The sequence below is a fragment of the Aeromonas jandaei genome (assembly GCF_037890695.1).
Lineage (GTDB): Bacteria > Pseudomonadota > Gammaproteobacteria > Enterobacterales > Aeromonadaceae > Aeromonas > Aeromonas jandaei.
Map to the genome: position 1 here is coordinate 1,765,571 of NZ_CP149571.1, position 23,679 is coordinate 1,789,249.

The 23,679-nt window shown below is 60.4% G+C and carries 21 protein-coding genes; 3 read left to right on the forward strand and 18 right to left on the reverse strand.

Features of this window, described 5'->3' with window-relative positions; translation table 11 throughout:
- Positions 1-232: 232 nt before the first annotated feature.
- The 4 genes from WE862_RS08655 to WE862_RS08670 all read right to left on the reverse strand — a co-directional run bounded on the left by WE862_RS08655 (position 233) and on the right by WE862_RS08670 (position 4,442).
- Positions 233-796: a sugar O-acetyltransferase gene (locus WE862_RS08655; RefSeq protein ID WP_042031675.1), complete on the reverse strand. Its 564-nt coding sequence runs from the start codon at positions 794-796 to the stop codon at positions 233-235.
- A 66-nt stretch (positions 797-862) separates the two neighbouring features.
- The gene (locus WE862_RS08660) at positions 863-1,840 is read right to left on the reverse strand and encodes a D-2-hydroxyacid dehydrogenase family protein (protein ID WP_042031674.1); all 978 of its coding nucleotides are present in this window, start codon (positions 1,838-1,840) and stop codon (positions 863-865) included.
- 218 nt (positions 1,841-2,058) lie between these two features.
- A complete protein-coding gene (prmA, locus tag WE862_RS08665) occupies positions 2,059-2,937 on the reverse strand; it encodes a 50S ribosomal protein L11 methyltransferase (protein ID WP_339058731.1) in 879 nt (292 codons plus the stop codon).
- Between the two features lie 488 nt (positions 2,938-3,425).
- Positions 3,426-4,442 (reverse strand): zinc-binding alcohol dehydrogenase family protein, encoded by a 1,017-nt coding sequence (locus tag WE862_RS08670; protein WP_042031672.1) that lies wholly within the window; start codon positions 4,440-4,442, stop codon positions 3,426-3,428.
- Positions 4,443-4,542: 100 nt separating this feature from the next.
- Between WE862_RS08670 and WE862_RS08675 the strand changes: the two genes are divergently transcribed.
- A complete protein-coding gene (locus WE862_RS08675; RefSeq protein ID WP_042031671.1) occupies positions 4,543-5,415 on the forward strand; it encodes a LysR family transcriptional regulator in 873 nt (290 codons plus the stop codon).
- A gap of 4 nt (positions 5,416-5,419) precedes the next feature.
- Here the strand turns inward: WE862_RS08675 and WE862_RS08680 are convergent, their stop codons facing one another.
- The 7 genes from WE862_RS08680 to acs all read right to left on the reverse strand — a co-directional run bounded on the left by WE862_RS08680 (position 5,420) and on the right by acs (position 13,344).
- Positions 5,420-6,847, reverse strand: coding sequence for a PTS transporter subunit EIIC (locus WE862_RS08680; RefSeq protein ID WP_041207944.1), 1,428 nt, complete (start codon positions 6,845-6,847; stop codon positions 5,420-5,422).
- A gap of 95 nt (positions 6,848-6,942) precedes the next feature.
- On the reverse strand, positions 6,943-8,394 hold the full coding sequence (gene panF / locus WE862_RS08685; protein ID WP_104015589.1) for a sodium/pantothenate symporter: 1,452 nt from the start codon (positions 8,392-8,394) through the stop codon (positions 6,943-6,945).
- The gene (locus WE862_RS08690) at positions 8,384-8,647 is read right to left on the reverse strand and encodes a YhdT family protein (protein ID WP_043850098.1); all 264 of its coding nucleotides are present in this window, start codon (positions 8,645-8,647) and stop codon (positions 8,384-8,386) included. Before WE862_RS08690 ends, panF begins: the two co-directional genes overlap by 11 nt.
- Before the next feature lie 163 nt (positions 8,648-8,810).
- Positions 8,811-10,151: an acetyl-CoA carboxylase biotin carboxylase subunit gene (gene accC / locus WE862_RS08695; protein WP_033114123.1), complete on the reverse strand. Its 1,341-nt coding sequence runs from the start codon at positions 10,149-10,151 to the stop codon at positions 8,811-8,813.
- 15 nt (positions 10,152-10,166) lie between these two features.
- On the reverse strand, positions 10,167-10,625 hold the full coding sequence (gene accB / locus WE862_RS08700; RefSeq protein WP_042032183.1) for an acetyl-CoA carboxylase biotin carboxyl carrier protein: 459 nt from the start codon (positions 10,623-10,625) through the stop codon (positions 10,167-10,169).
- Positions 10,626-10,661: 36 nt separating this feature from the next.
- Positions 10,662-11,111 carry a type II 3-dehydroquinate dehydratase gene (gene aroQ, locus WE862_RS08705; RefSeq protein ID WP_041207949.1) on the reverse strand — a complete coding sequence of 150 codons (450 nt, stop codon included), beginning with the start codon at positions 11,109-11,111 and terminating at the stop codon, positions 10,662-10,664.
- A 286-nt stretch (positions 11,112-11,397) separates the two neighbouring features.
- The gene (gene acs / locus WE862_RS08710) at positions 11,398-13,344 is read right to left on the reverse strand and encodes an acetate--CoA ligase (RefSeq protein ID WP_042032182.1); all 1,947 of its coding nucleotides are present in this window, start codon (positions 13,342-13,344) and stop codon (positions 11,398-11,400) included.
- A gap of 170 nt (positions 13,345-13,514) precedes the next feature.
- On the opposite strand from acs, the gene WE862_RS08715 reads away from it, so the two are divergent.
- The gene (locus WE862_RS08715) at positions 13,515-13,793 is read left to right on the forward strand and encodes a hypothetical protein (RefSeq protein WP_042032181.1); all 279 of its coding nucleotides are present in this window, start codon (positions 13,515-13,517) and stop codon (positions 13,791-13,793) included.
- A gap of 57 nt (positions 13,794-13,850) precedes the next feature.
- Here WE862_RS08715 and WE862_RS08720 read toward each other — a convergent pair whose 3' ends face one another.
- From WE862_RS08720 to torC, 5 genes are all read right to left on the reverse strand, one after another.
- On the reverse strand, positions 13,851-16,256 hold the full coding sequence (locus WE862_RS08720) for a sensor domain-containing protein (RefSeq protein WP_404801012.1): 2,406 nt from the start codon (positions 16,254-16,256) through the stop codon (positions 13,851-13,853).
- Between the two features lie 187 nt (positions 16,257-16,443).
- A complete protein-coding gene (locus tag WE862_RS08725) occupies positions 16,444-16,812 on the reverse strand; it encodes a hypothetical protein (protein ID WP_042032179.1) in 369 nt (122 codons plus the stop codon).
- Between the two features lie 7 nt (positions 16,813-16,819).
- The gene (torD, locus tag WE862_RS08730) at positions 16,820-17,488 is read right to left on the reverse strand and encodes a molecular chaperone TorD (protein WP_042032178.1); all 669 of its coding nucleotides are present in this window, start codon (positions 17,486-17,488) and stop codon (positions 16,820-16,822) included.
- A 99-nt stretch (positions 17,489-17,587) separates the two neighbouring features.
- Positions 17,588-20,080 (reverse strand): trimethylamine-N-oxide reductase TorA, encoded by a 2,493-nt coding sequence (gene torA, locus WE862_RS08735; RefSeq protein ID WP_042032177.1) that lies wholly within the window; start codon positions 20,078-20,080, stop codon positions 17,588-17,590.
- A 27-nt stretch (positions 20,081-20,107) separates the two neighbouring features.
- Positions 20,108-21,274, reverse strand: coding sequence for a pentaheme c-type cytochrome TorC (gene torC / locus WE862_RS08740; protein WP_082035488.1), 1,167 nt, complete (start codon positions 21,272-21,274; stop codon positions 20,108-20,110).
- Between the two features lie 144 nt (positions 21,275-21,418).
- Between torC and torR the strand changes: the two genes are divergently transcribed.
- Positions 21,419-22,129 (forward strand): two-component system response regulator TorR, encoded by a 711-nt coding sequence (gene torR / locus WE862_RS08745; protein ID WP_042032175.1) that lies wholly within the window; start codon positions 21,419-21,421, stop codon positions 22,127-22,129.
- Positions 22,130-22,165: 36 nt separating this feature from the next.
- Here the strand turns inward: torR and WE862_RS08750 are convergent, their stop codons facing one another.
- Positions 22,166-22,570, reverse strand: coding sequence for a GFA family protein (locus WE862_RS08750; RefSeq protein ID WP_042032174.1), 405 nt, complete (start codon positions 22,568-22,570; stop codon positions 22,166-22,168).
- A 37-nt stretch (positions 22,571-22,607) separates the two neighbouring features.
- Positions 22,608-23,654, reverse strand: coding sequence for a TMAO reductase system periplasmic protein TorT (gene torT, locus WE862_RS08755; RefSeq protein WP_042032173.1), 1,047 nt, complete (start codon positions 23,652-23,654; stop codon positions 22,608-22,610).
- Positions 23,655-23,679: the final 25 nt, after the last annotated feature.

Consider the following 23,679-nt stretch of genomic DNA (forward strand, 5'->3'; position numbering starts at 1 on the left):
AATAGTGAGATACGCCTCTCAATCCTGGTGTATTTCGCTATGTAAAACGTTTTCGCATCTATTAATACCCCTCTTGCCAGTTTAGAAGGGCACTCCTTCTAATTTTTCTGCGATGAGAGTCGCAATTCCGTAGCACCTTTTTAAACAGCCCAACGTCTTCGTGACATTGGGCTTTATTTTTTATGGGGTTATGTGTTCGCTGGCACGGGCAGCGCATGGTTGCAGTGATGCGTCAGCTGGCTCGTTCCACTCTCTTGGCTGGCATGATCCTGGCTGGATTGCCCGCCACTCTGGCGCCTGCCGGCACATCCTTGGTGACCACGGCTCCGGCCCCGACAATTGCCTCCCGTCCTATGGTGACCCCGGGCAGCAGGATGGCCCCACCACCGATCCAGACCCGGTCTTCTATGGTGATGGGCAGCGCCGTCTCGACCCCTTGCACCCGCTCATCGGCCTCGAGTGAGTGGGCTGCTGTATAGATCTGCACGTTTGGCCCGATCATCACCTCGGCCCCGATACGGATGGGGGCGTTGTCCAGCAGGGTGGCACCCATGTTGATGTAGCTGTTTTTGCCAAGGTAGATGTGGCGGCCATAGGTGCAGTAGAGGGGCGGACAGATAAAGGCTCCCTCTGCCAGCTCGCCGACCAGCTCCTGCAACAGCGCCCGCTGTGCATCCTCTTCCTCTGCCCGATTGAAACGGCGGTAGCGTGCCGCCGCCTCGCGCCGTATCGCCATCAATTCCGGGTCTATGCAGTTATAGGGCTGGCTGCTGATCATCTTCTGATATTCGTTCATGGCGGTTACTTTCCTTTATCTGCCGAAAGGTTGGATATTGGCGCCAATACGGCAGAAGTAACGTGATCACCCGCCCGATATGGGCAGAACCGGATTGGCGGGTCTGCCTTCGGCAAAGGCCAGCACATTCTCGAATGCCACGCGAAAGTAGAGTTCGTAGCTGTTTTGTTCCACATAGCCCAGATGAGGCGTCGCCAGTACATTTGGCAGGCGCAGCAAGGGCTCGTTTTCCTGTGTGGCCGGTTCGGTGTCAAAGACATCGAGTGCGGCCCGCTTCTCAGGATGGCTACTGAGTTCGGCATGAAGAGCGCCCGGTTCGATAAGCTCGGCCCGGCTGGTATTGACCAGCAGGGAGTCCGCTTTCATCAGGGCGAGATCGGCCCGGTTAACACAGCCGCGGGTAGCCTCGCTCAGGCGCAGATGCAGTGAGAGGATATCGGCCTGACTAAAAAACGCCTCCTTGCTGGAGGCGCTGGCATAGCCATCCAGTTCGGCCTGCTTGCGCGAAGCTTCACTGCCCCATATCAATACCGACATGTCAAATGCCTTGCCGTAGCGGGCGATCCGCTGGCCTATCTTGCCATAGCCCCAAATACCCAAGGTTAACCCTTGCAGGGTACGGCCCAGACCCAGATCTCCGGACTGTTGCCATTGGCCTTGGCTCAGAGCGTGACTGTAAGCGGGAATATGGCGCGAGGCAGTCATGATGAGTGCCCAGCAGAGCTCGGCAGGTGCTACCGGGCTGCCGATGCCTTCGGCAATGGTTACCCCATAGCGTTGGCATAAAGCGGGAGCGATATGTTGGCTGACTTTGCCGGTCTGGCTGATGAGTTTAAGGGAGGAGAGCTGCATCAGAAGTTGTTCGTCGATGCGGGTGCGCTCGCGGATCAGCACCAGTGCCTCCACATCAGCCAGCTTGGCTGCAAGTCGCACCGGATCGGGTTCGCTCTGGTTGAGAATGATGACGTCATGAGCTGCCAGCAGCGCAAAGCAGGGGAGGTGACGCACCTGATCCTGATAGTCATCCAGAATGGCAATCCGCATAAGAAATCCCTCTCGATAGCGTGTAGTTGGGGATCCATCTTAACGGAAACTGGGTGAGTAGTGCCTTCGAATGGGAGTGTTCGAGAAGTGCCATATCGCCTTCAAACCTCTTCGTATCAACAGTGAGTATCAACGGCGGTGGGTTCGGTAGGCCAAAACAATCAGGGCCCCCGAACGGGAGCCCTGATTGTATGGGTTGGCGTCAAAGCTGACCGCGCTTAACCGTGCTTGCGGCCGGAGAGGCGGCACCACTCCTCCTTGACGGCGGTCGGGTTCATCTCGAACCACTGGCCGTAGATGGTTTCCAGCTCCGGAGCCTGACTTTCCAGCACGCCGGAGAGGGCCATCAGGCTGCCCGCTTTGCCGTGGCCGGCGATCAGCGGTGCCAGTTCGCGCAGCGGGCCGGCCAGGATGTTGGCGACCACCACATCCGCTTCGACATCTTGCGGCTGGTCGGCTGGCAGATAGAGCTCAATCTGGTCGGCGACGCCGTTGCGTGCGGCGTTGTCGCGGCTGGCCTGAATCGCCTGCGGGTCGATGTCGATACCGATGACGCGGGCGGCACCCAGTTTCAGGGCGGCGATGCCGAGGATGCCGGAGCCGCAGCCAAAGTCGACCACGGTTTTACCGGCCAGATCCAGCCCGTCCAGCCACTGCAGGCAGAGAGCGGTGGTGGGGTGGGTACCGGTACCGAAGGCCAGACCCGGATCCAGCATGACGTTGACCGCATCGGGGTTCGGCACATCGCGCCAGCTCGGGCAGATCCAGAGGCGTTCACCAAACTGCATGGGGTGGAAGTGATCCATCCATTCGCGCACCCAATCCTTGTCTTCCAGCTGCTCGACCTTGTAGCCGACGTTTTCGCCGAAGATCTGCTGGAAGAAGGCGATGGTGGGGGCCGGATCGGTTTCGGCATCGAACAGACCCATTACCTCGGTCTCGCCCCAGAGCGGGGTTTCACCTGGCATGGGTTCATAGACTGGCACATCCTTGGCATCCATAAAGGTCACCGCCTGGGCACCACGCCCCAGCAGCATGTTGCTCACCTTGTCTGCGGTCTTGGCAGTGGCGTTGATTCGAATTTGTATCCAGGGCATGGCGTCGACTCTTCATAAATGTGAAACCGCGCGATTCTATCATCATGGGCGTGTGCTGTCGTGGTTTGCCCGTACGGAGCGGGCGATGGCGGTGTCATGAGGAGGCTTTGCCGAATTGGCACGGTTTCTGTATTGCTCTGTAGCGGCGAAGATGACCGGTTTTCGCCGAACGCTTTGCTCAAGTTCCGTCATTTTTCACTGCCACCGTCAGGTGGCATTTTTTTGGCTCAAAGATGGGAAGTTGCAAGGCAACCGGCATAGTTGGCACGCCAGCTGCAAAAGCCTGATGTCCTGCTGAAGGATATGTGTGTGATTGTTACCCCAATGTTCAGGTATTTAGGGCCATCCCGGTGGGATGGCCCTCTTTTATGGGGTTTTTATGGAGGTTCTGCGTGGTGACTGTCTGGCTCTCTGGTTGCTGCGTCCACTGTTGGGGCGTGGCTCTGGTGAGTTCACACCATGATGGTGCAGCAATTACCCATAAGGGATTAGCGGGAGAAGCCGCTCATGTCGATCACCAGCTTGCCCACCATGCGGCCTGCCTCTACCTCGGCATGGGCCTGTGCCAGTGAGGTCGGGGTCAGGGCCGGCAGGGTTTTGGTCAGGGTGCTCTTCAGTACGCCCTGCTCAACCAGAGTGGCAACCTGTGTCAGCAGCTTGTGCTGCTCGATCATGTCCGGGGTCTGGAACAGGGATCGGGTGAACATGAACTCCTGGCTGAAGGTCACGCTCTTGCTCTTGAGCAGGGAGAGATCCCAGGGCTCTTTGGACTCGGCGATGGTGCAGATATGGCCAAACGGGCGGATCAGCCCTGCCATGGTGGCCCAGTGCTCGGCGGTGGCATTGGTGCAGAAGATGGCATCGACCTGAGTAATGCCAAGGGCGGTCAACTCCTCCTGCAGCTTGTGATGGTTCACGACCTGATGAGCACCCATCTCGAGGCACCACTCACGGGTTTCGGGGCGGGAAGCGGTAGCAATCACCTCCATACCCGTGAGCTGGCGAGCCAGCTGGATGGCGATGGAGCCAACTCCGCCAGCTCCGCCGATGATCAGCAGCTTGCCACGGCTCTCGCGGGTGAGGCCAAAGCGGTCGAACAGGGTCTCCCAGGCGGTGATGGCGGTCAGCGGCAGGGCGGCTGCCTCCACGTCGCTCAGACAGGTGGGGGCTATGGCGGCGATGCGCTCATCCACCAGTTGCAGGGCGCTGTTGCTGCCGGGGCGGCTGATGTCGCCGGCATACCAGACCCGGTCGCCCGTTTTGAACAGGGTGACTTCGCTGCCGGTGGCGATCACTTCACCGACCGCATCCCAACCCAGCACGCGCGGACTGTTTTCGACCTTGGCTTTGGGGGCGCGCACCTTGGTGTCGACCGGATTGATGGAGGTAGCGTTGACCCGCACCAGCAGGTCACGCGGGCCCGGTGTGGGGTCGGGCAGCTCGGCAGCGATAAAGCAGTCGGGATGGTCGCTCGGCAGATAGTGAGTCAGGGCAATGGCTTTCATGGTTGTTCCTTTCAAATCGGTGTGTTCGGGATTGCCACTCACTCTAGTCTGGTTAATTATCCTGATTAAGATGGGTAATTGGTAAAGACTGTTTGAATATATGAACAATGTCGATCTGGAGTTGATGGGACTGTTTGCCACCGTGGTGGAGCAGGGGAGCTTTACCCGGGCGGCCGAGCTGATGGGGATGCCGAAATCGTCGGTAAGCCAGAAGATCTCGCGACTCGAAGCTCAGCTCGGCGTGCGGCTGCTGCAGCGCACCACCCGCAGGTTGAGCCTGACCCCGCAGGGGGAGGTCTATGTGGAGCATTGTCAGGGGCTGCTGACGCTGGCTCGCAGCGCCAATCTGGCGATGGCAAGGTTGCGCTCGGCCCCGGCAGGTCGGGTGCGGATCACCGCCCCCGAGGCGACCGGTACCCTGCTGCTTGGCCGGATCCTGGCCGAGTTTCGTGCGCTTTACCCCGAGGTGGTACTGGAGCTGACCCTGAGCGATGAGCAGCTTGATCTGGTGGGCGAGGGTTATGATCTGGCGCTGCGGGCGGCGCCGCTGAAAGACTCCAGCCTCATCTGTCGGCGTATCGGTCAGGTGCCGCGCCATCTGGTGGCGGCACCCGCCTATCTGGCGGCCCACGGCATGCCGCAGCAATTGAGCGATCTGGGACGATACGCCTGTCTGGTGCACTCGGCGCTGCCGCTCTGGCCGCTGCAGGAGGGAGGCTGGCGGCCGCTGGGAGCCTGCATCAGCAACAGCCTGCTGGCGCTGCGGGAGTTGGCGATCAACGAAGGGGGGATTGCCTTGCTGCCCCATCATGTCTGCGAGGGGGATCTGGCGAGTGGCCGATTGCAGAAGGTGCTGCCGGAGCTCGCCGTGCCGCCCAATCCCTTCTATCTCATCTATCCGAGCCGGGAGCATCTTGCTCCCGCCTTGCGAACCCTGATGGACTTTGTGGCCGAACGGCTGCCATTTGCCTGAGTTGTCACCAGCTGCTCTGGCTGGCCGACTCCTGATTGGGCTTGAGACCGAGCGGCACCGACTGGCGCTCCGCCAGCATGCGGATCTGCCCCTCGATAAGCCCTGCGCTGGGGCCCAGCACCAGCACCAGCTGGTGGTCATTGAGCACGATCCAGGAGAGGCAGCCCAGCTCCAGCAAGCGGGATTGATCGACCCGGCTGATGTCGCGCACTCGCAGGCTGAGACGAGTCAGACAGACGCTCATTGCCTGCAGGTTGTCCATACCGCCCAGCACCTTGAGGTACTGGATCGCCAGCATCTGCGGGTCGGTGGGCACCACGCTCGCAAGGCGCGGGTGCTCCTTGGCGATGGGCTTGCTCGGCATGCTGAGGGGCGCGCGCTCCAGCAGCTGATAAAAGAGCAGGGTGTAGGCGACGAAGAACAGGATACCGACCGGAATGATCCAGAAACTGTGCTCCCCCGCCTGATAGCTCAATACCAGATCCAGCAGACCCGCGGAGAAGTAGCTGCCCACCTTGATGCCGAGCGCACTGCAAACGGCGAGCGAGAGCCCCGTCATCAGGGCGTGAGCCAGAAACAGCCAGGGGGCGGTGAAGGCGAACAGAAATTCGATGGGTTCGGTGATCCCCACCAGCGCCGAGGTGAGCGCCAGAGTAAGCAGTAAACCCCCCTGTGGCAGCCGTTGCATCCGCTGGCGGTGCAGCCAGATGGCGAAGCAGGCGCCCGGCAGGCCGAACATGATGATGGGGTAGAGGCCAGCCATATACCCCTCGTGCAACGGCTGGGCGGCAGCCAGTGCCTGCAGGTTGCTCTCGCCAAGCCCCACCACGCTGCCCAGCACCTGATGCAGGCCGAGCGGAATGAGCAGGCGGTTGAGGGTGCCAAAACAGAAGGCGCCGAAGGGGGTGGTGAGCAGATCCGAGGTGAGCAGGGTCAAGCCGCGCTCCAGCGGTGGCCAGAGTAGCGAGAGGGGAACCGCGAGCAGCAGGCAGACCAGTGCCGAAGCCAGCACGCTGGGAAACTCCCCTCTGGCCATCTGTAGCCAGCCGGGCAGCTTTTGCTGATGCACCCAGGGGTAGACAATCGCGGTGGTGAGCCCCGCCAGCAGACCGCAGATCATATCGGCGTGCAGGTTGGGTGCCAGCGTGTTGAACGCCGTGCTGAGCAGCAGAAAGTTGACCGCTCCCGCCAGCGTTTGCCCGCCCAGCTCTTGCCGGCTCAGACCAAAGGCGATGGCCACCGCATAGATGAGCGGCATTTGGCTGAAGATCGCCTGCCCGGTGAGGGAGAGTACCGCCAGATCCAGTACATCCGGCTGCCCCAGCCGATAGATGAGGGCCGCCATCGGCAGGATGGAGACCGGCAGCAGCAAGGCATAACCGAGCCGCTGCAGGGAGTGGGTAATCAGTTGTCGAGTGGCTTTAACGGGCATACTGCGGCAATCTTTTGTGACTTGGCGCACAGTTTAACCGGAAACCACCCATTTGGGGATAGTTTTGGAACCCTTTATTTATCTTTTTGTTATTGCTACTCGAAAAGGGCCCGAACTTCCCGCGTGGGGGCTGCGGTGAACAGGCTGACCACCACGAAAATCACCAGTGCCAGCGCGAGGCTCGGCACAATGGCGTGCAGACCGGCCAGCTTGATCTCCCACTGACTCAGAACCCCGTAGCTGACGATGCCGCTGACCATGCTGGCCAGTGCACCGGGGCCGTTGGCCCGCGACCAGTAGAGGCCAAGCACCAGCGGCCAGAGGAATACAGCCTGCAAGCCACCGAAGGCGAGCAGGTTGAGCCAGATGATCATCTCGGGCGGCTGCAGTGCCGCGAGCAGCACCAGGGTGCCGAGGATCAGGGTACAGAGCAGGGAGAGGCGCGGAATGCGCACCTCCAGCTTCTCCTGTTTCGGATTGAGATAGTTGAGGTAGAGATCCTTCACCAGAGTGGCGGAGGCCTGGATCAGCTGGGAGTCGATGGTAGACATGATGGCCGCCATCGGCGCTGCCAGAAAGACCCCGGCCAGCCAGGGAGGCAGCACTTCCATCATCAGGGAGGGCATGATTTTGTCCGGACTGTCCATGCCGGGCAGGATGGCGCGCCCCAGAGCGCCGGCCAGATGCATGCCGAACATCAGCAGGGCGCTCACCACAGTACCGATCAGAATGCCGCGATGGAGCGCCTTGCTGTCGCGATAGCCAAAGCAGCGCAGCGCCGAGTGGGGCAGCCCTACCACCCCGACACAGACCAGGATCCAGAAGCTCAGCATGAAGGGCTGGGTCAACATGTCGCCGGCCCCCTGCGGGCTCACCAGCTTGGGATCGATCACCTTGAGCTGGTGGATAAGGTTTGGCAGGCCGTCACCGGCGACCAGAATCCCCGCCAGCAACGCGCCGGTGCCGATCAGCATGATGATTCCCTGCAGGGCATCTGTCATCACCACGGCGCGAAAACCGCCGATGATGGTGTAGAGCAGCACGCAGCTGGCAAACAGCATCAGCCCCTGCTGGTAGGAGAGGCCGGTGGCGGTCTCCAGCAGGCGGGCACCGCCGATAAACTGCACCACCATAGTCGCGATAAAGGCGAGGATGATGGTGACTGAACCCAGCACCACCACCGCCTTGCTCCGGTAGCGGGCCCACAGCATGTCGTTGATGGTCACCGCATTGACCCGACGGGCGATGATGGCGAACTTCTTGCCCAGTACCCCCAGGGTCAGCCAGACGGTGGGCAGCTGGATCATCGCCAGCAACACCCAGCCCAGACCAATCTTGTAGGCGGCTCCCGGCCCGCCGATGAAAGAGGAGGCCGAGGTGTAGGTCGCCACCAGTGTCATCGCCAGCACCAGCCCACCCATGCTGCGGTTGCCGATGAAGTACTCCTGCACGAAGTTGCCGCCGGCGCGGTGGCGGCTGGCCCAGAAACCGACCCCCAGTACCAGCACCAGATAGATGAAGAGCGGCAGCATCAACTCAAGATTCACGGGTGGGCTCCTTTTGCGGGCTGGCGTGGGTATCGAGCGGGATATCCACGAAGAGGCGATTGACCATCAGGGCGCAGAGGATGATGAAGATGAGCGGCATCACCATGCAGCTGAGCAGGAACCAGAGCGGGATGTCCCACAGCTCCAGATGGACTGGGATGAAATAGGCGGTGCCATACCAGGCAAAGAAGTAGAGCAGGGTCAGCAGCAGACAAAAAGCGGCTTCCCGGCGGGCGAGAGCGAAACGGTTCACCTTGGCCTCCGACAAATTTGAGGGGCGCAAGGATAACAAAAAAGGGCCATGTCGCCATGGCCCTTTTTCAGCAGAGGCTTCTTGCAAAGCCGCCTCCCGGCTGGATTGCGGATAAGCAGCGGGCTGCTATCCGGCCGGAAGTGATTGTTCTGCCTGCGAGATCTTACAGACCCAGCTTCTTGTGCAGGTAGTGGATATTGGTACCACCGTGCTGGAAGTTTTCGTCTTTCATGATCTCTTTTTGCAGCGGCACGTTGGTCTTGATGCCCTCGACCACCAGTTCGTCCAGCGCATGGCGCATGCGGGCGATGGCGATGTCACGATTCTCGCCGTAGCAGATCAGCTTGCCGATCATCGAATCGTAGTGGGGCGGAACCTTGTAACCGGCATAGATGTGGGAGTCCCAACGCACGCCCAGACCACCCGGAACGTGGAAACTCTTGATCAGGCCCGGAGAGGGCATGAAAGTAGCCGGGTCTTCGGCGTTGATCCGGCACTCGATGGCGTGGCCATGGATGCGGATATCCTGCTGGGTGATCGACAGGGGCTGGCCAGCGGCGATGCGCAGCTGCTCCTTGATCAGATCGACACCAGTGACCATCTCGGTAACCGGATGCTCCACCTGAATACGGGTGTTCATCTCGATGAAGTAGAACTCGCCGTTTTCGTAGAGGAACTCGAAGGTGCCCGCACCGCGGTAACCGATCTCGATACAGGCGCGTACGCAGCGCTCGCCGATGAACTTGCGCATCTCGGCGGTGATGCCCGGAGCCGGCGCCTCTTCCACCACTTTCTGGTGACGTCGCTGCATGGAGCAGTCGCGCTCGCCCAGATAGATGGCATTGCCCTGACCGTCAGCCAGCACCTGGATCTCGATGTGGCGCGGATTCTCCAGGTACTTCTCCATGTAGACCATGTCGTTCTTGAAGAACTGGCCCGCTTCGGATTTGGTCAGCGCGATGGCGCCCGCCAGTTCCGCTTCGTTGCGCACTACGCGCATGCCGCGACCACCACCGCCACCGGCGGCCTTGATGATCACCGGATAGCCGATGCGCTTGGCAATGGCAGCATTGCGTTTGGCGTCGTTGTCGACGGGGCCGTCAGAGCCCGGTACGCAAGGTACGCCAGCCTTCTTCATCGCCTCGATGGCGGAGACCTTGTCACCCATCAGGCGAATGGTCTCGGCGCGCGGGCCGATGAAGACGAAACCGGACTTCTCGACCATGTCGGCGAAGTCAGCGTTCTCGGAGAGGAAGCCGTAACCCGGGTGGATGGCAACGGCACCGGTTACCTCGGCAGCAGCGATGATCGCCGGCACGTTGAGGTAGGAGTCGGTACTGGCCGGCTTGCCGATACAGATGGATTCGTCGGCCAGCAGCACATGGATGAGCTCCCGGTCGGCGGTGGAGTGAACGGCCACTGTCTTGATCCCGAGCTCTTTACAGGCGCGCAGGATCCGCAGGGCAATTTCACCGCGGTTGGCGATGACTACTTTATCCAACATGGGTGGCGATATCCCTTATTCGATGATGAACAGCGGCTCGTCGAATTCGACGGCCTGACCATTTTCAACCAGGATCGCTTTGATCACGCCGGCCTTGTCAGATTCGATTTGGTTCATCATTTTCATGGCTTCGACGATGCACAGGGTATCGCCGACATTGACTTGCTGACCCACTTCAACGAACGGCTTGGCATCCGGGCTGGAGGAGCGGTAGAAGGAGCCAACCATCGGGGAGCGCATCAGGTGACCGCTCGGGGTGGCATCTGCGGCCGGTGCGGCGGCAGCCGGAGCAGCAGCAACAGGGGCGGCAACCGGAGCAGCAGCCTGCGGCATGATCATCTGCGGTGCGGCAGTAACCTGACCTGCGAAGTTGCGGCTGATGCGAACGGACTCTTCACCTTCGGAGATCTCCAGTTCGGCGATGCCGGACTCTTCAACCAGTTCAATCAGCTTCTTGATTTTGCGGATATCCATTAGCATTCTCTTTCTTCTTTATCTGATCAGTGATTATCAAGCCGCGCGCAGATGGCGCACGGCCGCGGTTAAAGCGAATTGGTAGCCATCGGCCCCCAGACCACAAATGACCCCTTTGGCGACATCAGACAGATAGGAGTGATGACGGAACGGCTCCCTGGCATGGACGTTTGACAGGTGCACTTCGATAAAGGGGATGGCGACACCCAGCAGTGCATCGCGGATGGCGACGCTGGTGTGGGTGAAGGCGGCCGGATTGATGATGATAAAATCCACCTGGCCCATGGCCTGATGGATGCGGCTGATCAATTCGTGTTCGGCGTTGGATTGCAGATGTTCCAGAGTTACACCGAGTTCGCTGGCGTTGAGCGTCAGATCGGCGACGATCTCATCAAGCGTCTTGCTGCCGTAGATACCCGGTTCCCGCTTGCCCAGCAGATTCAGATTCGGTCCGTTGAGCAGGAGAATGCGGTGATTTTGCGACATATTGAGTACATCCTCGATGATAATGCTGCTATCTATCAGCTATCTTGTGGACTACCAGAAATCTAGCCATTTTCTGCGCAAATCGGTGTGCCCTGGCACACAGATTTCGCAATTATATTGATTTCGTGAAAATTAGCAGCATTTTACTGGTCTAATCTCTACATCTGCCTATTTATTGAGCTCTCTCGCCCTGGGAGCGAGGTTCCGGTAACGCAGGCTGTTTGCACCGTCCCGAAAACAACAAAGCCGGCACAAGGCCGGCTTTGCAAGTGAGTTGGCAGAGGGATCAGGCCGCTTCCGACTTCTCGCGGATCAGCTTGTCCACCACTCCCGGATCCGCCAGGGTGGAGATATCCCCCAGACTGTCGGTTTCGCCGGTGGCGATCTTGCGCAGGATTCGCCGCATGATCTTGCCGGAACGGGTTTTCGGCAGTCCTTCGGCCCAGTGGATCACATCCGGGGTAGCGATGGCTCCGATCTCCTTGCGTACCCACTCCTTCACCTCTTTATGCAGCTCGCGGCTCGGTTCTTCGCCGGCAATCAGGGTGACGTAGGCATATATACCCTGACCCTTGATCTCGTGCGGCACCCCAACCACCGCCGCTTCGGCGATCTTGGGATGGGCCACCAGCGCCGATTCGATTTCGGCGGTACCCATGCGGTGGCCGGAGACGTTCAGTACATCATCCACCCGTCCGGTGATCCAGTAGTAGCCATCGGCATCGCGACGGGCACCGTCGCCAGTGAAGTAGCGGCCGGGGAAGGTGGAGAAGTAGGTCTGCTCGAAGCGCTCGTGATCACCGAACACGGTGCGCATCTGGCCCGGCCAGGAGTCGGTGATCACCAGATTGCCCTCGGTGGCCCCCTCCAGCGGCTCACCCATATTGTCGAGCAGCGCCGGCTGTACGCCGAAGAACGGCTTGGTGGCGGAACCCGGCTTGAGGTCGGTCACACCGGGTAGCGGGGTGATCAGGATGCCGCCGGTTTCGGTCTGCCACCAGGTATCGACGATGGGGCAGCGCTCATCGCCTATGGTGCGGTAGTACCACTCCCAGGCTTCCGGGTTGATGGGCTCACCTACCGAGCCCATGATGCGCAGGCTCTGGCGCGAGGTGCCGGTCACGGCTTCGGTGCCTTTGGCCATCAGGGCGCGGATGGCGGTGGGAGCGGTATAGAGAATGGTGACCTGGTGTTTGTCCACCACCTGGCTCATGCGGTTGGTGGCCGGGTAGTTGGGCACCCCTTCGAACATGATGGTGGTGGCACCGTTGGCAAGCGGCCCGTAGACCAGATAGGAGTGACCGGTGACCCAGCCCACATCGGCGGTACACCAGTAGATGTCCTCTTCGTGGTAGTCGAACACATATTTGAAGGTGAGGGTGGCATAGACCAGATAACCGCCGGTGGTATGCAGCACCCCCTTTGGTTTGCCGGTTGAGCCGGAGGTATAGAGGATAAAGAGCGGATCTTCTGCGTTCATCGCCTCCGGCGGGCAGTCGCTGCTGACGACGGCGGTCGCTTCGTGCCACCACACATCGCGATGGTTGTGCCAGGCAACATTGCCACCGGTGCGCTTGAGCACGATCACCTTGCTGACCTGGGTATCCGGGTTGGTGAGCGCTTCGTCCACATTCTTCTTGAGCGGTACGGCGCGACCACCGCGCAGCCCTTCGTCAGCGGTGATGACGATGCGAGAACCGGAGTCGATGATGCGGCCGGCCAGCGCTTCCGGCGAGAAGCCGCCAAAGACGATGCTGTGTACCGCGCCGATGCGGGTGCAGGCCAGCATGGCGATGGCGGCCTCGGGCACCATGGGCATATAGAGGCAGACCACGTCACCGCGATGCACCCCTTGGGCTTTCAAGACGTTGGCAAACTTGCACACTTCGGTGTGCAACTCGCGGTAGGTGAGTTTGCGATCTTCGGCCGGATTGTCCCCTTCCCAGATGATAGCGACCTTGTCGCCACGCTCTGCCAAGTGGCGATCGAGGCAGTTGGCTGAGACGTTGAGCTGGCCATCTTCAAACCACTTTATGGAGACATGGCCCGGATCGTAGGAGGTGTTTTTTACCCTGGTGTAGGGTTTTATCCAGTCGAGGATTTTGCCCTGCTCACCCCAGAAGGTATCGGGATCCTCGACGGAGGCCTGATACATGGCGGCATAGTCGCCCTTGTCGAGCAGGGCGCTGTTGCTGATATGGGGTTTGACCGGGTAGACCTTGCTCTCGCTCATCACTCACTCCTTTGAATACATTCTTTTAATGATTAAGTAACAACTTATACCTTTGGCGGGTGGGGGCAATTAGACTTTTGGATAGACGGCAATATTTGGTTACAGGGAAGTCGATGACAATTAATCAACGCGTCGGTAAAAAGGGGCGTGCTGATTAATTGGAGGCCGTCATGTTTTCCCTGTTGCTCTGTGCATCCCTGTGGCAGTTTGATGCGCCAGTTCCTGCTGGCGAACCTCTGAAAGAGTTCGAGATCACCCATCAGGAGGCTTCACCTGCGCTGCGGGATCGGGTGGCCGATCAGCTTGGTCATGCATGGCAGGCCAAAGATCCCGGCACCAGACTCACCTTCAGTGAACCTGCTCCCCGTTATGCTGGCGAATCACCGCTGACACGCATGCTCAATGACCGTGATGATGGTTGGGAGTCCCGCTTGCTGATTGAGTGGTAATCCGGTTGGGAGCTAGGAGGCGGATGCCTCCCGGTTGGTGATAATGACTGTCTGCCACTAAGAGTGCATGCGCTGATGCAGGTGATCTCCCATATGGTTGACGTGCAGCGGTTTGCTGAACAGATAGCCCTGTCCTTCGCCGCAGTTGAGTGATTGCAGGAAGGTATACTGGGCCCGCGTCTCGATCCCCTCGGCGGTGACCTCCATATCCAGACTGTCGGCCAGATTGATGATGGTGCGGCAGAGTTCCCGGCTATTCTTGTCCTCCGGCAAGGCCTGTACGAAAGCCCGATCGATCTTGATGCGATCGATGGGCAGGGTTTTCAGCAAACTCAGTGACGAGAAGCCTGTACCAAAGTCGTCGATGGCAATCTGCACGCCGAGGCTTTTCAGACGGGTGAAGAGATCCAGACTCTGTTCGACCCGTTGGATAATGCTCTCCGTCACCTCGATCTCCAGCCGTTCCGGTGGAAATCCCGTTTCGCTCAGAATGGCCGCTACCCGCTCCACATAGCCGGGAGAGCGCATCTCCCGCACTGATACGTTGACCGACATCCGGGGGACGGGCAGGCCGGCGGCCAGCCAAGCCTGGCCTTGCTCGCAGGCATGGCGCATCACCCACTCGCCAATTTTTTCGATGAGGCCGCACTCCTCGGCAACCGGAATAAAACGGGCCGGGTTGATCATCCCTTCATTCGGGTGTTGCCAGCGTAGCAGGGCCTCCAGACCACTCAGGTGACCATCGTTCAGATCGGTCATCGGTTGATAGAAGATACAGAGCTGTTCCAGCTCCATCGCCTTGAGCAACCCCTGTTCAATCTGCATCCGTTCACGGGCCCGCGCCGCCATGCTCGGGGTGTAAAACTGATAACCGTTGCGCCCCTGGCTTTTGGCTTCATACATGGCGCTATCTGCCGCGCTGACCAGATTTTCCGGGGTTTCGGCATGATCCGGATACATGGCAATGCCGATACTGGCTGAAATGGCGACCAGTTCATGGTCCAGCTCTACCGGCTCGCGCAGCACGGCGAGCAGCGTATTGGCCAGGGCAGACAGCTCGTCGGGATGTTCCAGATAGGGAATGAGCACCAGAAACTCATCACCTCCTAGCCGGGTGGCCAGATCGTTTTGCTGCAGGCAGCCATTGATCCGCTCGGCCAGCCGTTTGAGCAGTTGATCGCCGACCCCATGGCCCAGGCTGTCGTTGATCAGCTTGAAGCCATCAAGATCGATGAAAAGCAGCCCGAGGCGAGTGTGATTGAGTTGCGCTGTTTTGAGTTCAAGGGCCAGCCGCTCTTGCAACAGATGGCGGTTGCCAAGTTCGGTCAGCGTATCGTGATAGGCAAGGTGGTTCAGTTCCGCCTCTACCTTGCGGATAGCGCTGATGTCGGAGAGGGCAATCACATAATGCGTCGTGTTGTTGAAACTGTCGTAGACTGCGCTGATCTGCTGCCAGGAGGAGAAGTAGCTGCCATCCTTGCGCAGGCAGACCATCTCGCCATGCCAGGCGTGGTTGCCGGGACGCAGGTTATGCCAGGGATAGTCATGCTCCATGTAGCGCCTTGGGTGCATGATGATGTCTGGCGTTCGTCCCGTCACTTCCTCGGCATCATACTGGGTCAGCATGGTAAAGGCCGGGTTGACCGAGATGATACGCTGCTCGCTGTCGAGGATGATGATCCCCTCAGCCGTGGTATCGAACACCACGTTGGCCTGATGAAGCCGCTCCTCCTGGCGACGACGGGCAGTGGCATTGTGGATCACACCCATAACTCGCAGACCGACTGACTCGGTGGCAGGCACATGGTCGGCATGAATATCGACCCAGTGACGCTCTTGCTGGGGGTTGAGATAACTCAGTGTGAGGTGAATGGGCTCCCGCCCCAGCAGGGCCGACTTGAGCTGGCGCGCAGATTCCGGTTCAAAGCAGTCGACAAATGTCTGCAAGCCCCCGCGAAAGCGGTTGGCCGGAATACCGAGCAGAGGCTCTATCTGACCGTCGAACAGCATGCGATCTTCCTCTACATGCCACTCCCACACTCCTATCTGGGCTGCTCGCATCGCCAGTTGCAGCCGCTGCTCGGTTTCATACTGCTCGGTGATGTCACGCACAATGGCGAGAATGCCGCTCAGCTCTCCTTGCTCATCGCGCATCGGACTGTAAGTGGCCTGCCAGCGACGATAGTTGCTGTCGTGGGCTGCAGTCTGGCCGGTAATGGCGATATCGACGTATGGAATGCCGCTGCGCATGATCTGCTGAAACATGGGTTCCAGAGTCGGTGCCAGTTTCGGAACAACCTCCCGCAGGTGTTTGCCCTGATGCTCCTCGATGGTTTTGCCATTGATGTCGGCCAGCACCTGATTGACCTTGCGATAGCGGAACTCCCGATCGAACACGCCGATACCCAGCGGGGCTGTGCCCATGAGCTGCTCCAGCACCGAATGATCGGAGAGCTGTGTCATGAGAGCATCGGTATCGTTGCTGAGAGGTTTTCTGTCCATGATGGCCCCGGCATTGACTTATCTGTCATTAACATCGTCTTTGAGTATGGCACGAACTCTCTGACGGGGAGCCAGGCGAGATAGTTACAGCCATACAACGTGCAAGGGGATTTACAGAAATAGAGGCAGGTTATTGAAAGGAAAAGGTTTATCCCTTCTGGCGGCCAAATGCCTGAATGCCGCGTGCGAATACCAGCCAGCCGAGCAGGTGGAAGGGCAGGGCCAGCGCGTAGAGTTGCAGCCAGTGGGCGCTGCTGCCGCTGCACTGGATGAAGTCAATCCAGGCTGCCAGCAGGGCCAGCATGCCGGCTATCTGGAAGCGGCGGCGCAGCACAACTTCGACACCGAGGTTGGAAAGATAGAGGGTCAGCAGGATACCGGCGAAGCCGGTGAGCTGGGCAGTACCGTAGAGGTCGCGATCTGGATTGAACAGCAGGGCCACGAGAGGGGTAATGCCCTGATCCTGCGGGATCAGGGCCAGCAGCCAGCATGCAATCAGAAGCAGGGCTGTTTTCATCTCGGGCTCAGTCGGCGGACGGTGCCGGCTTGACCAGAGTCAGGTAGTTGGCATCCATGTTGAGGAATACCCCCAGCAGACGGGCACTGGCGCCGTAAAAGCCAAACTGGTCGGCGGCGCGACAGGCACTCTCGAACTTGTCGAACCAGCCCAGCAGATGGTCGTGCAGCAGCGCTTCCTGCTCGTCGAGCCAGTTTTCCCGCTCGGCTGCACTCTTTGCTTCGGCCGCGCGGATGATGAGATTGCCCATCAGATCCAGCTCGATGGCGAGATGGTCGGCAGGCTCTTTGTATTTGTCGCTGACATTGATGCCGAGGCGATCGAGGCGGGTCTGCATCTCGGCCATCGGAGCCTGCATCATCAGCTTGGCCTCGCCGCGGTAGAGTGACTCGTAGGGCAGGGCACCCTGCTTGGGATCCACCAGAAACAGGCCTGCGAAGTCGGCGGCGAGTTCCTGTTGGCGATCAGGGCGCACCAGCAGGCGGGCGATGGCATCGTTGAGTTCGGCCACGGCTTCGCGCATCGGATCCAGGGTCGAGAGGCTTTTCAGGAAGCTTCGCACATCATAGGTGTCATATTCGGCGATCTGCTCATCACTGAGTTCAGCGGCGAACAGGGTGGAGAACCACCAGTAGAGTTCGGCCCGGCGTTCGCTGGTAGCCATAAAGTCCTGCATTTTTCCTCCGTGGATGGCAATCGGGAGCCTTGATGGCCCCCGATTCTAACGACTTTAAAAATAAAGGAAACTCAAGGGGGCGCTTTCCATCCCCTAGGGTCAGAGTGCCGGGAACATGGGATCGATGCCCTTGGCTGATTCCGGCGCGCCGAAGGCGGTGACTGCAGGTGCCTGTCCGCGGAACTTCTCGATCTCTACCAGCGCGGTATGGGCTGTGGTGGCCTGCGCCAGGCTGGAGGAGCCGATATCGGCGGTCAGCACGTTGGGGTCACCGTAGGTACAGAGCGTCCCCACCTTGCCGCCCTCCTGCGGGCCATACCAGGCACCTTCCTGAATGCGCACCACGCCGGGGGCGTAGTCATCGCTCACCACCAGACCGGCCAATACCTGACCGCGGCCGTTGAACACCCGCACCAGATCGCTGTCCTTGAGGCCGCGGGATTTGGCGTCCTGCGGATTCATATAGACAGGCTCGCGACCCTGCACCGTGTAGGTGGCGCGGTAGTTGTCGGACGAGCAGAGCTGGCTGTGCAGCCGCTTGTCCGGGTGGCAGGATTGCAGGTGCAGTGGGTACTGCTTGCTGCCCGGCCCGCCGTGAGAGCGCTCGTAGGGCTCGATCCAGACCGGGTGGCCTGGGCAATCGGCATAGCCATAGTCGGCGATGGTCTTGGAGTAGATCTCGATAAGGCCGGACGGGGTACCCAACGGTTCCAGATCTGGCTCCTGACGGAACGACTCGTGGCGCACCCAGGGCTGGCCCGCTGGGAAGGTGACAAATCCCTCGCCGTGCCAGAACTGGCTAAAGCGGGGCAGACGGATGCCGATGCCGCGACCTTGCAGGCGGGCGTCGTCATAGATGCTCTGGATCCACTCCAGCTTGCTCTTGCCGCCGGTGAACTCGGCTTCGCGACCGAAGCGACGGCAGAGGTCGGCAAAGATGTCGTAGTCATCGCGCGCCTCGAACAGCGGCTCCACCACCTTGTACATGGCCAGAATGCCCGCGTTGGAGTGGGAGCCCCATTGCTCGATATCATCCCGCTCATAGGTGGTGGTGGCGGGCAGCACGATGTCGGCGAAGCGGCAGCTGGCTGTCCACTGGTGATCGATGCTGACCACGGTTTCCAGCTTGCGCCAGGCGGCGACCATCTTGTTGCGATCCTGCTGGTGGTGGAACGGGTTGTTGCCGCAGAACACCGCCATCTTCATGTGGGGATAGGTGATGGTCTGGCCGTTGAAGGCGATCTGCTTGCCCGGATTGAGGATGCAGTCGACGAAACGGGCCACCGGAATGAATTTGGAGTAGCCCTTCCAGTCGCCGTCATGGCGCGGTTTGACCCCGGGAATGACCGAGCTGAAACCGGACATGATGGGGCCGCTGGAGGTGATGGTGCCCGCCCCGTTGTAGTGCCAGCCAAAGCCGTAACCACCGCCCGGCAGACCGATCTGGCCAATCATCGAGGCCAGAACCACCAGCATCCATGCGTACTGCTCGCCGTGGTGCATGCGCTGCACACACCAGCCGCCGATGAGCTGGGTGCGGCCACTGCTCATGGCGCGGGCCAGCTCTCGAATGGTCTCTGCAGGGACGCCACAGATGGCGGCGGCCCACTCGGCATCCTTCACCTGACCATCGCTGGTGCCCAGCAGGTAGGGCAGGAACTTGTCAAAGCCGGTGGTGTAATCTTTCAGGAACTTCTCGTCGTGACGCTTCTCGCTGTAGAGGGTGTGGGCGATGCCCAGCATCAGCGGCACATCGGTCTGCGGATTCAGGGTCACCTGATCGCAGTTGAGGTACTTCTGGGTCTTGGATTTGACCGGATCGATGCTGATCACCCGGATCTCGCCCTTGGCCACCTTCTCTTTGAGCTGTGCCCAGTAGTCGTAGACGCTGTGATCCGGCACCAGCCAGCCCACCTGCAGGTTTTTGACGGGGTCGGAACCCCAGATCACGATGGTCTTGCTGTGCTCCAGCACCAGCGGCCAGGAGGTCTGCTGCTCGTACACCTCCATGGCCCCTGCCACGTGGGGCAGGATCACCTGGGCGGCGCCGGTGGAGTAGTCACCGGCCTTGGCCAGATAGGTGCCGTGCAGGTTCATGGCGCGGCCAAGCATGGCGCCAGCTGAGTGCAGCTTGCCCACCGACTGCCAGCCGGAGTGACCCGCATAGAGGGCGCTCGGGCCATAGGTTTTCTGCACCCGCTCCAACTCGTGATAGAAGAAGTCCAGCGCCTGGGACCAGGTGACCCGCACAAAGCGGTTCTGGCCGCGTTCGCTGGTGTCGGACTGGTGGCCCTTGCGCAGCCAGTCCAGTCGCACCATGGGGTAGCGGATGCGGGAGGGGTTGTAGACCACCTCACTCAAGGCTTTGAGCATCTCGGTGGGGTGTTTGTCATGCTCGAACGGCAGGGTCTCGACCCAGCGGCCATCGACGACCCGGGCACGGAAGGCGCCCCAGTGGGAACCGGACTGCACCAGCTTGTCGCCGGACTCGGCGGCCATCACGGCGCGACCGAGCAGGGAGGGGCCGATCAGGGCAGAGGCACCGCTGGCCAGCAAGCCGCCCAGAAAACCACGACGGGAAATATTGATCATCTTGTTATTCCTCTTTCGAATCCGGACTTAGTGGCTGCCCTGACCACCGGTATCGGCGGCATGGTTTTGCAGGTATTTGAGCAGGGTGCGCTCCTCTTCCTTGCTCAGGCGATAGTAGGCAGACATCGCCTTGAGCCCCGAGATCCAGCCGTTGGCGGTGAAGTGCGCGGGATCCGGCGCGCCATGGCAGGAGTTGCAGGTGGATTTGTACATCTCGCCAGCGTAATCCCAGATCGGCTTGAGCGAGGACTCAAAGCCCTTGCCATCGACCCAGGCCTGCACCTGAACCAGCTCCCACTTGATATGGGTGGCGTTGTCGGTCTCCTGCTTGAGCACTTTCTCGCTCGCTTTCAGTTCGTCACGGATGGTGGCGACAAAGACCCGCTTGCCCATGTATTCGCTCAGCACCCGGCCCTTGCCGTCGCTCTCGCGCCACCCTTCGATGGTCACCTTGAGCCGATCGCCGCTGCGGTCTACGACGTCGATGCGGGAGGCGGGCAGCAGTTTGCCGACCGGATCCTTGCTCTGTTCGTTGGCATAGAGATCTTTTTCACCCAGGTTGTAGAGGGTCTCGGCGGCTGGCGCCTGTTGCGCGTCGTTGGCCAGAGTGGCGTAGGTGGCCCGGAAGCCGCCCGCCATGTTGGGCAGTTCATGGGCGATGCCCTTGTGGCACTCGATGCAGTTCATGTTCTTCGCCGCCGCATCTTTCATCGCCAGCGCTGCCGCCGGGGACTGCTTGGCGTGATCCATGTTGTCGTAGCTGTGGCACGACTTGCAGGTCTTGGAGTTCTGGCTGCTCATCCGGGCCCACACCTTCTCGGCCAGATGCAGGCGCCGGTCCTCGAACTTCTCCTGGGTGTCGATGCTGTGGCCTATGTACTCCTGATAGAGGTCGTTGGCTGCCTCCATCTTGCGGGCCACCTTGCCGACAAAATCCTTCGGCTGGTGACAGTCGGTACAGACCGCCTGTACCCCTGAGGCATTCTTGAAGTGGATGGACTCCTTGTACTCCGGATAGACGGTGTCTTTCATGGAGTGGCAGGAGATACAGAATTCGAGGCTGCTGGTTTTCTCAAAGCCATAGTGCAGGCCGACGGTGCCCGCGAGGGTGACGCCGACGCCCACCAGAAGCAGCGCCAGTACCGACCAGCGACGGCTGGGGGTGCGCAGGAAGTGCCACAGTTTTTTCATCATGCTCTCTCACATCACTTTTTGATGGGAGCCATGATAGGGAGGCGTTGTGAACAGGGCTGCCGCCACAAATTAATGAAATAGGGGTATTTATGACAAAATGTGAATAGAATAATCCTCCCTTGTCGACCATCGTGAACCCTGCCCATGAGCTACCACATTCTGGTTGTTGAAGATGATGCGGTGACCCGCGAGAAGCTGACCGGCTATTTCGAGCGGGAGGGCTATCGGGTGACGGCGGTCGAAAACGGTCAGGAGATGCGCGCCGTGCTGGCGGAGCAGACGGTCGATCTGGTGATGCTGGATATCAACCTGCCGGGGGAAGATGGTCTGCTGCTAACCCGTGAACTGCGGGCGCGCAGCACGGTGGGGATCATTCTGGTCACCGGCCGCAGCGATGCGGTGGATCGGATTGTCGGCCTCGAGATGGGGGCCGATGACTATGTCACCAAGCCGTTCGAGCTACGGGAGTTGCTGGTGCGGGTCAAGAATCTGCTGTGGCGGATCTCGCTGGCTGCAGCACCGAGCGAGCCTGCGGTGGCTGACGATGCGGTGCGCTTTGGCCCCTGGCGTTTTGACATTCCCCGCCGCCAGCTCAGCAAGGACGGGGTGCCGGTGCGCCTGACCAAGGCCGAATATGAGGTGCTGGTGGCCTTTGTCGCCCATGCCGGGCGGGTGCTTAGCCGGGAGCGGATCCTGACCCTCATCAGCCATCGCGGCGATGGCCCGAGCGATCGCACCATCGACGTTTTGATCCGGCGGCTGCGCGGCAAGATGGAAGCGGATCCCCGGGATCCCCAGCTGTTTGTCACCGTCCATGGTGAAGGCTATCTGTTTGCCGGTGAGATAGCCTCCTGACCCCGTTGCGGTGGCTTTGACCTGTTTGACCGGGTGTCAGACCGGCGGGCGGGTATCAAATTGCGGGCAGTCGTCGCCAATCTGGTGCCAGGGTGCCTTGGAGCCGACAAAGATGTGAAACGCGGGCCGCTGGCTTGGCACATCGTCCAGCACCCCGAGGCGCAGATTGATCTTGCCGCTGCTGCTCTTCTGGCTGAACAAGCTGGAGCCGCAGTGACGACAGAAGGCCAGGGTGGTCTCTGCCGATTTCCGGTAGCGGCTGATGGCCTCTTCCCCTTTTACTATGGTGACCTTGTTGCCATCCAGTCCGCCGACCGAGGCGTAATCTCCCCCTGAAAACTTGCGACATTCGCTGCAGTGGCAGTTCCCCATATAGTCGAACTGATCCGGCAGGGTCAGGGCGACGGCGCCGCACAGGCAGCTGGCATGTAACTCTTTCATCTCTTCTCCTTGAGTGGGCTAATCGGATTTGGAACGGCTATTCGACCCGATAGACGGGACGAAAAGCGCCATCCGAGAGGGAATCTGCGGGGTCGGCCAGCGGTGCAGATAGCGTCAGAATGGGTGGCCCCATCACCCGCGGGCACTGCTCGGCATTGGCATCAGGGTGTTGCAGCAGGCAGACCGCCTGAGCGACCGCAAGGCGCCCCTGAAGCCGCATCTGATCGCTGTTGGCGGCCAGGATCTTGCCCCGGCGCAGGCCCCGCTGTACCCCGTGGCTGAAGTAGGTGCTCAAAACTTTGGGCCTGTCGAGATGGCGCTGCGCCAGCTCGTTGACCGCTACTTCGGCGGCGATGGCGCCTCCCACCAGATAGTCGAGGTCGGGATAGCGGGCCAGCGTCTGCTGCACCAGCGTGCGCTGGATTTCCCGGCTGTTGTCGCCGCGCTCGGTGGTGACCAGCTTGATGGCGCTTCCCTTGATGGCATCGGCAAAGCCCGGCTCCACGAAGTTGTTGCCGCCGCTTGCCTGCGGGCCGGGGAAGAGGGCGACCGAGACCGACTTGCTGCCGGCGGGGTGGCGCTGCGCCAGCCAGTGGCCAATCTGCCAGCCCATCTGGTACCAGGAGACCCCCACCTTGGCCTGCACCAGACCGCTGGGCAGATCGTTGACCAGACCAAAGACCGGCAGCGGCGTGGCTGTGATCGCCTCGCGCAAGCCCTGATAGCTCACCGCGCCGAGCAAGATGGCGTCGCTCCCTTCCTGCATGCAGCGCTGCAGTTGTTGGCGTTGCTCGGCGAGGGCGCCATAGCCCCCCGCTTCGTGGATCTGCAACTTGACTCCCAGCCGCTTCGCCTCGTCCACCATGCCCTGATTGACCGAGAGCCAGTAGGCGTCGCGCAGATGGGGGTAGAGGGCACAGAGGGTCAGCGGTTTGATTGCCGCGGCGGGTTCCGGCCACTGCTGGCGCAGCGGTTGGCCGCTGAATTCGCCGCCGGGCCAGAGATCGACCGCAAAGGCGAGGGCGGCGCGAGGAAGCGTGAGCAACCACATTAGTAACAGCAGGGAGAGATAGACGCTTCGCATGGTCAGGGGTTTTGTTAAAGTGTTG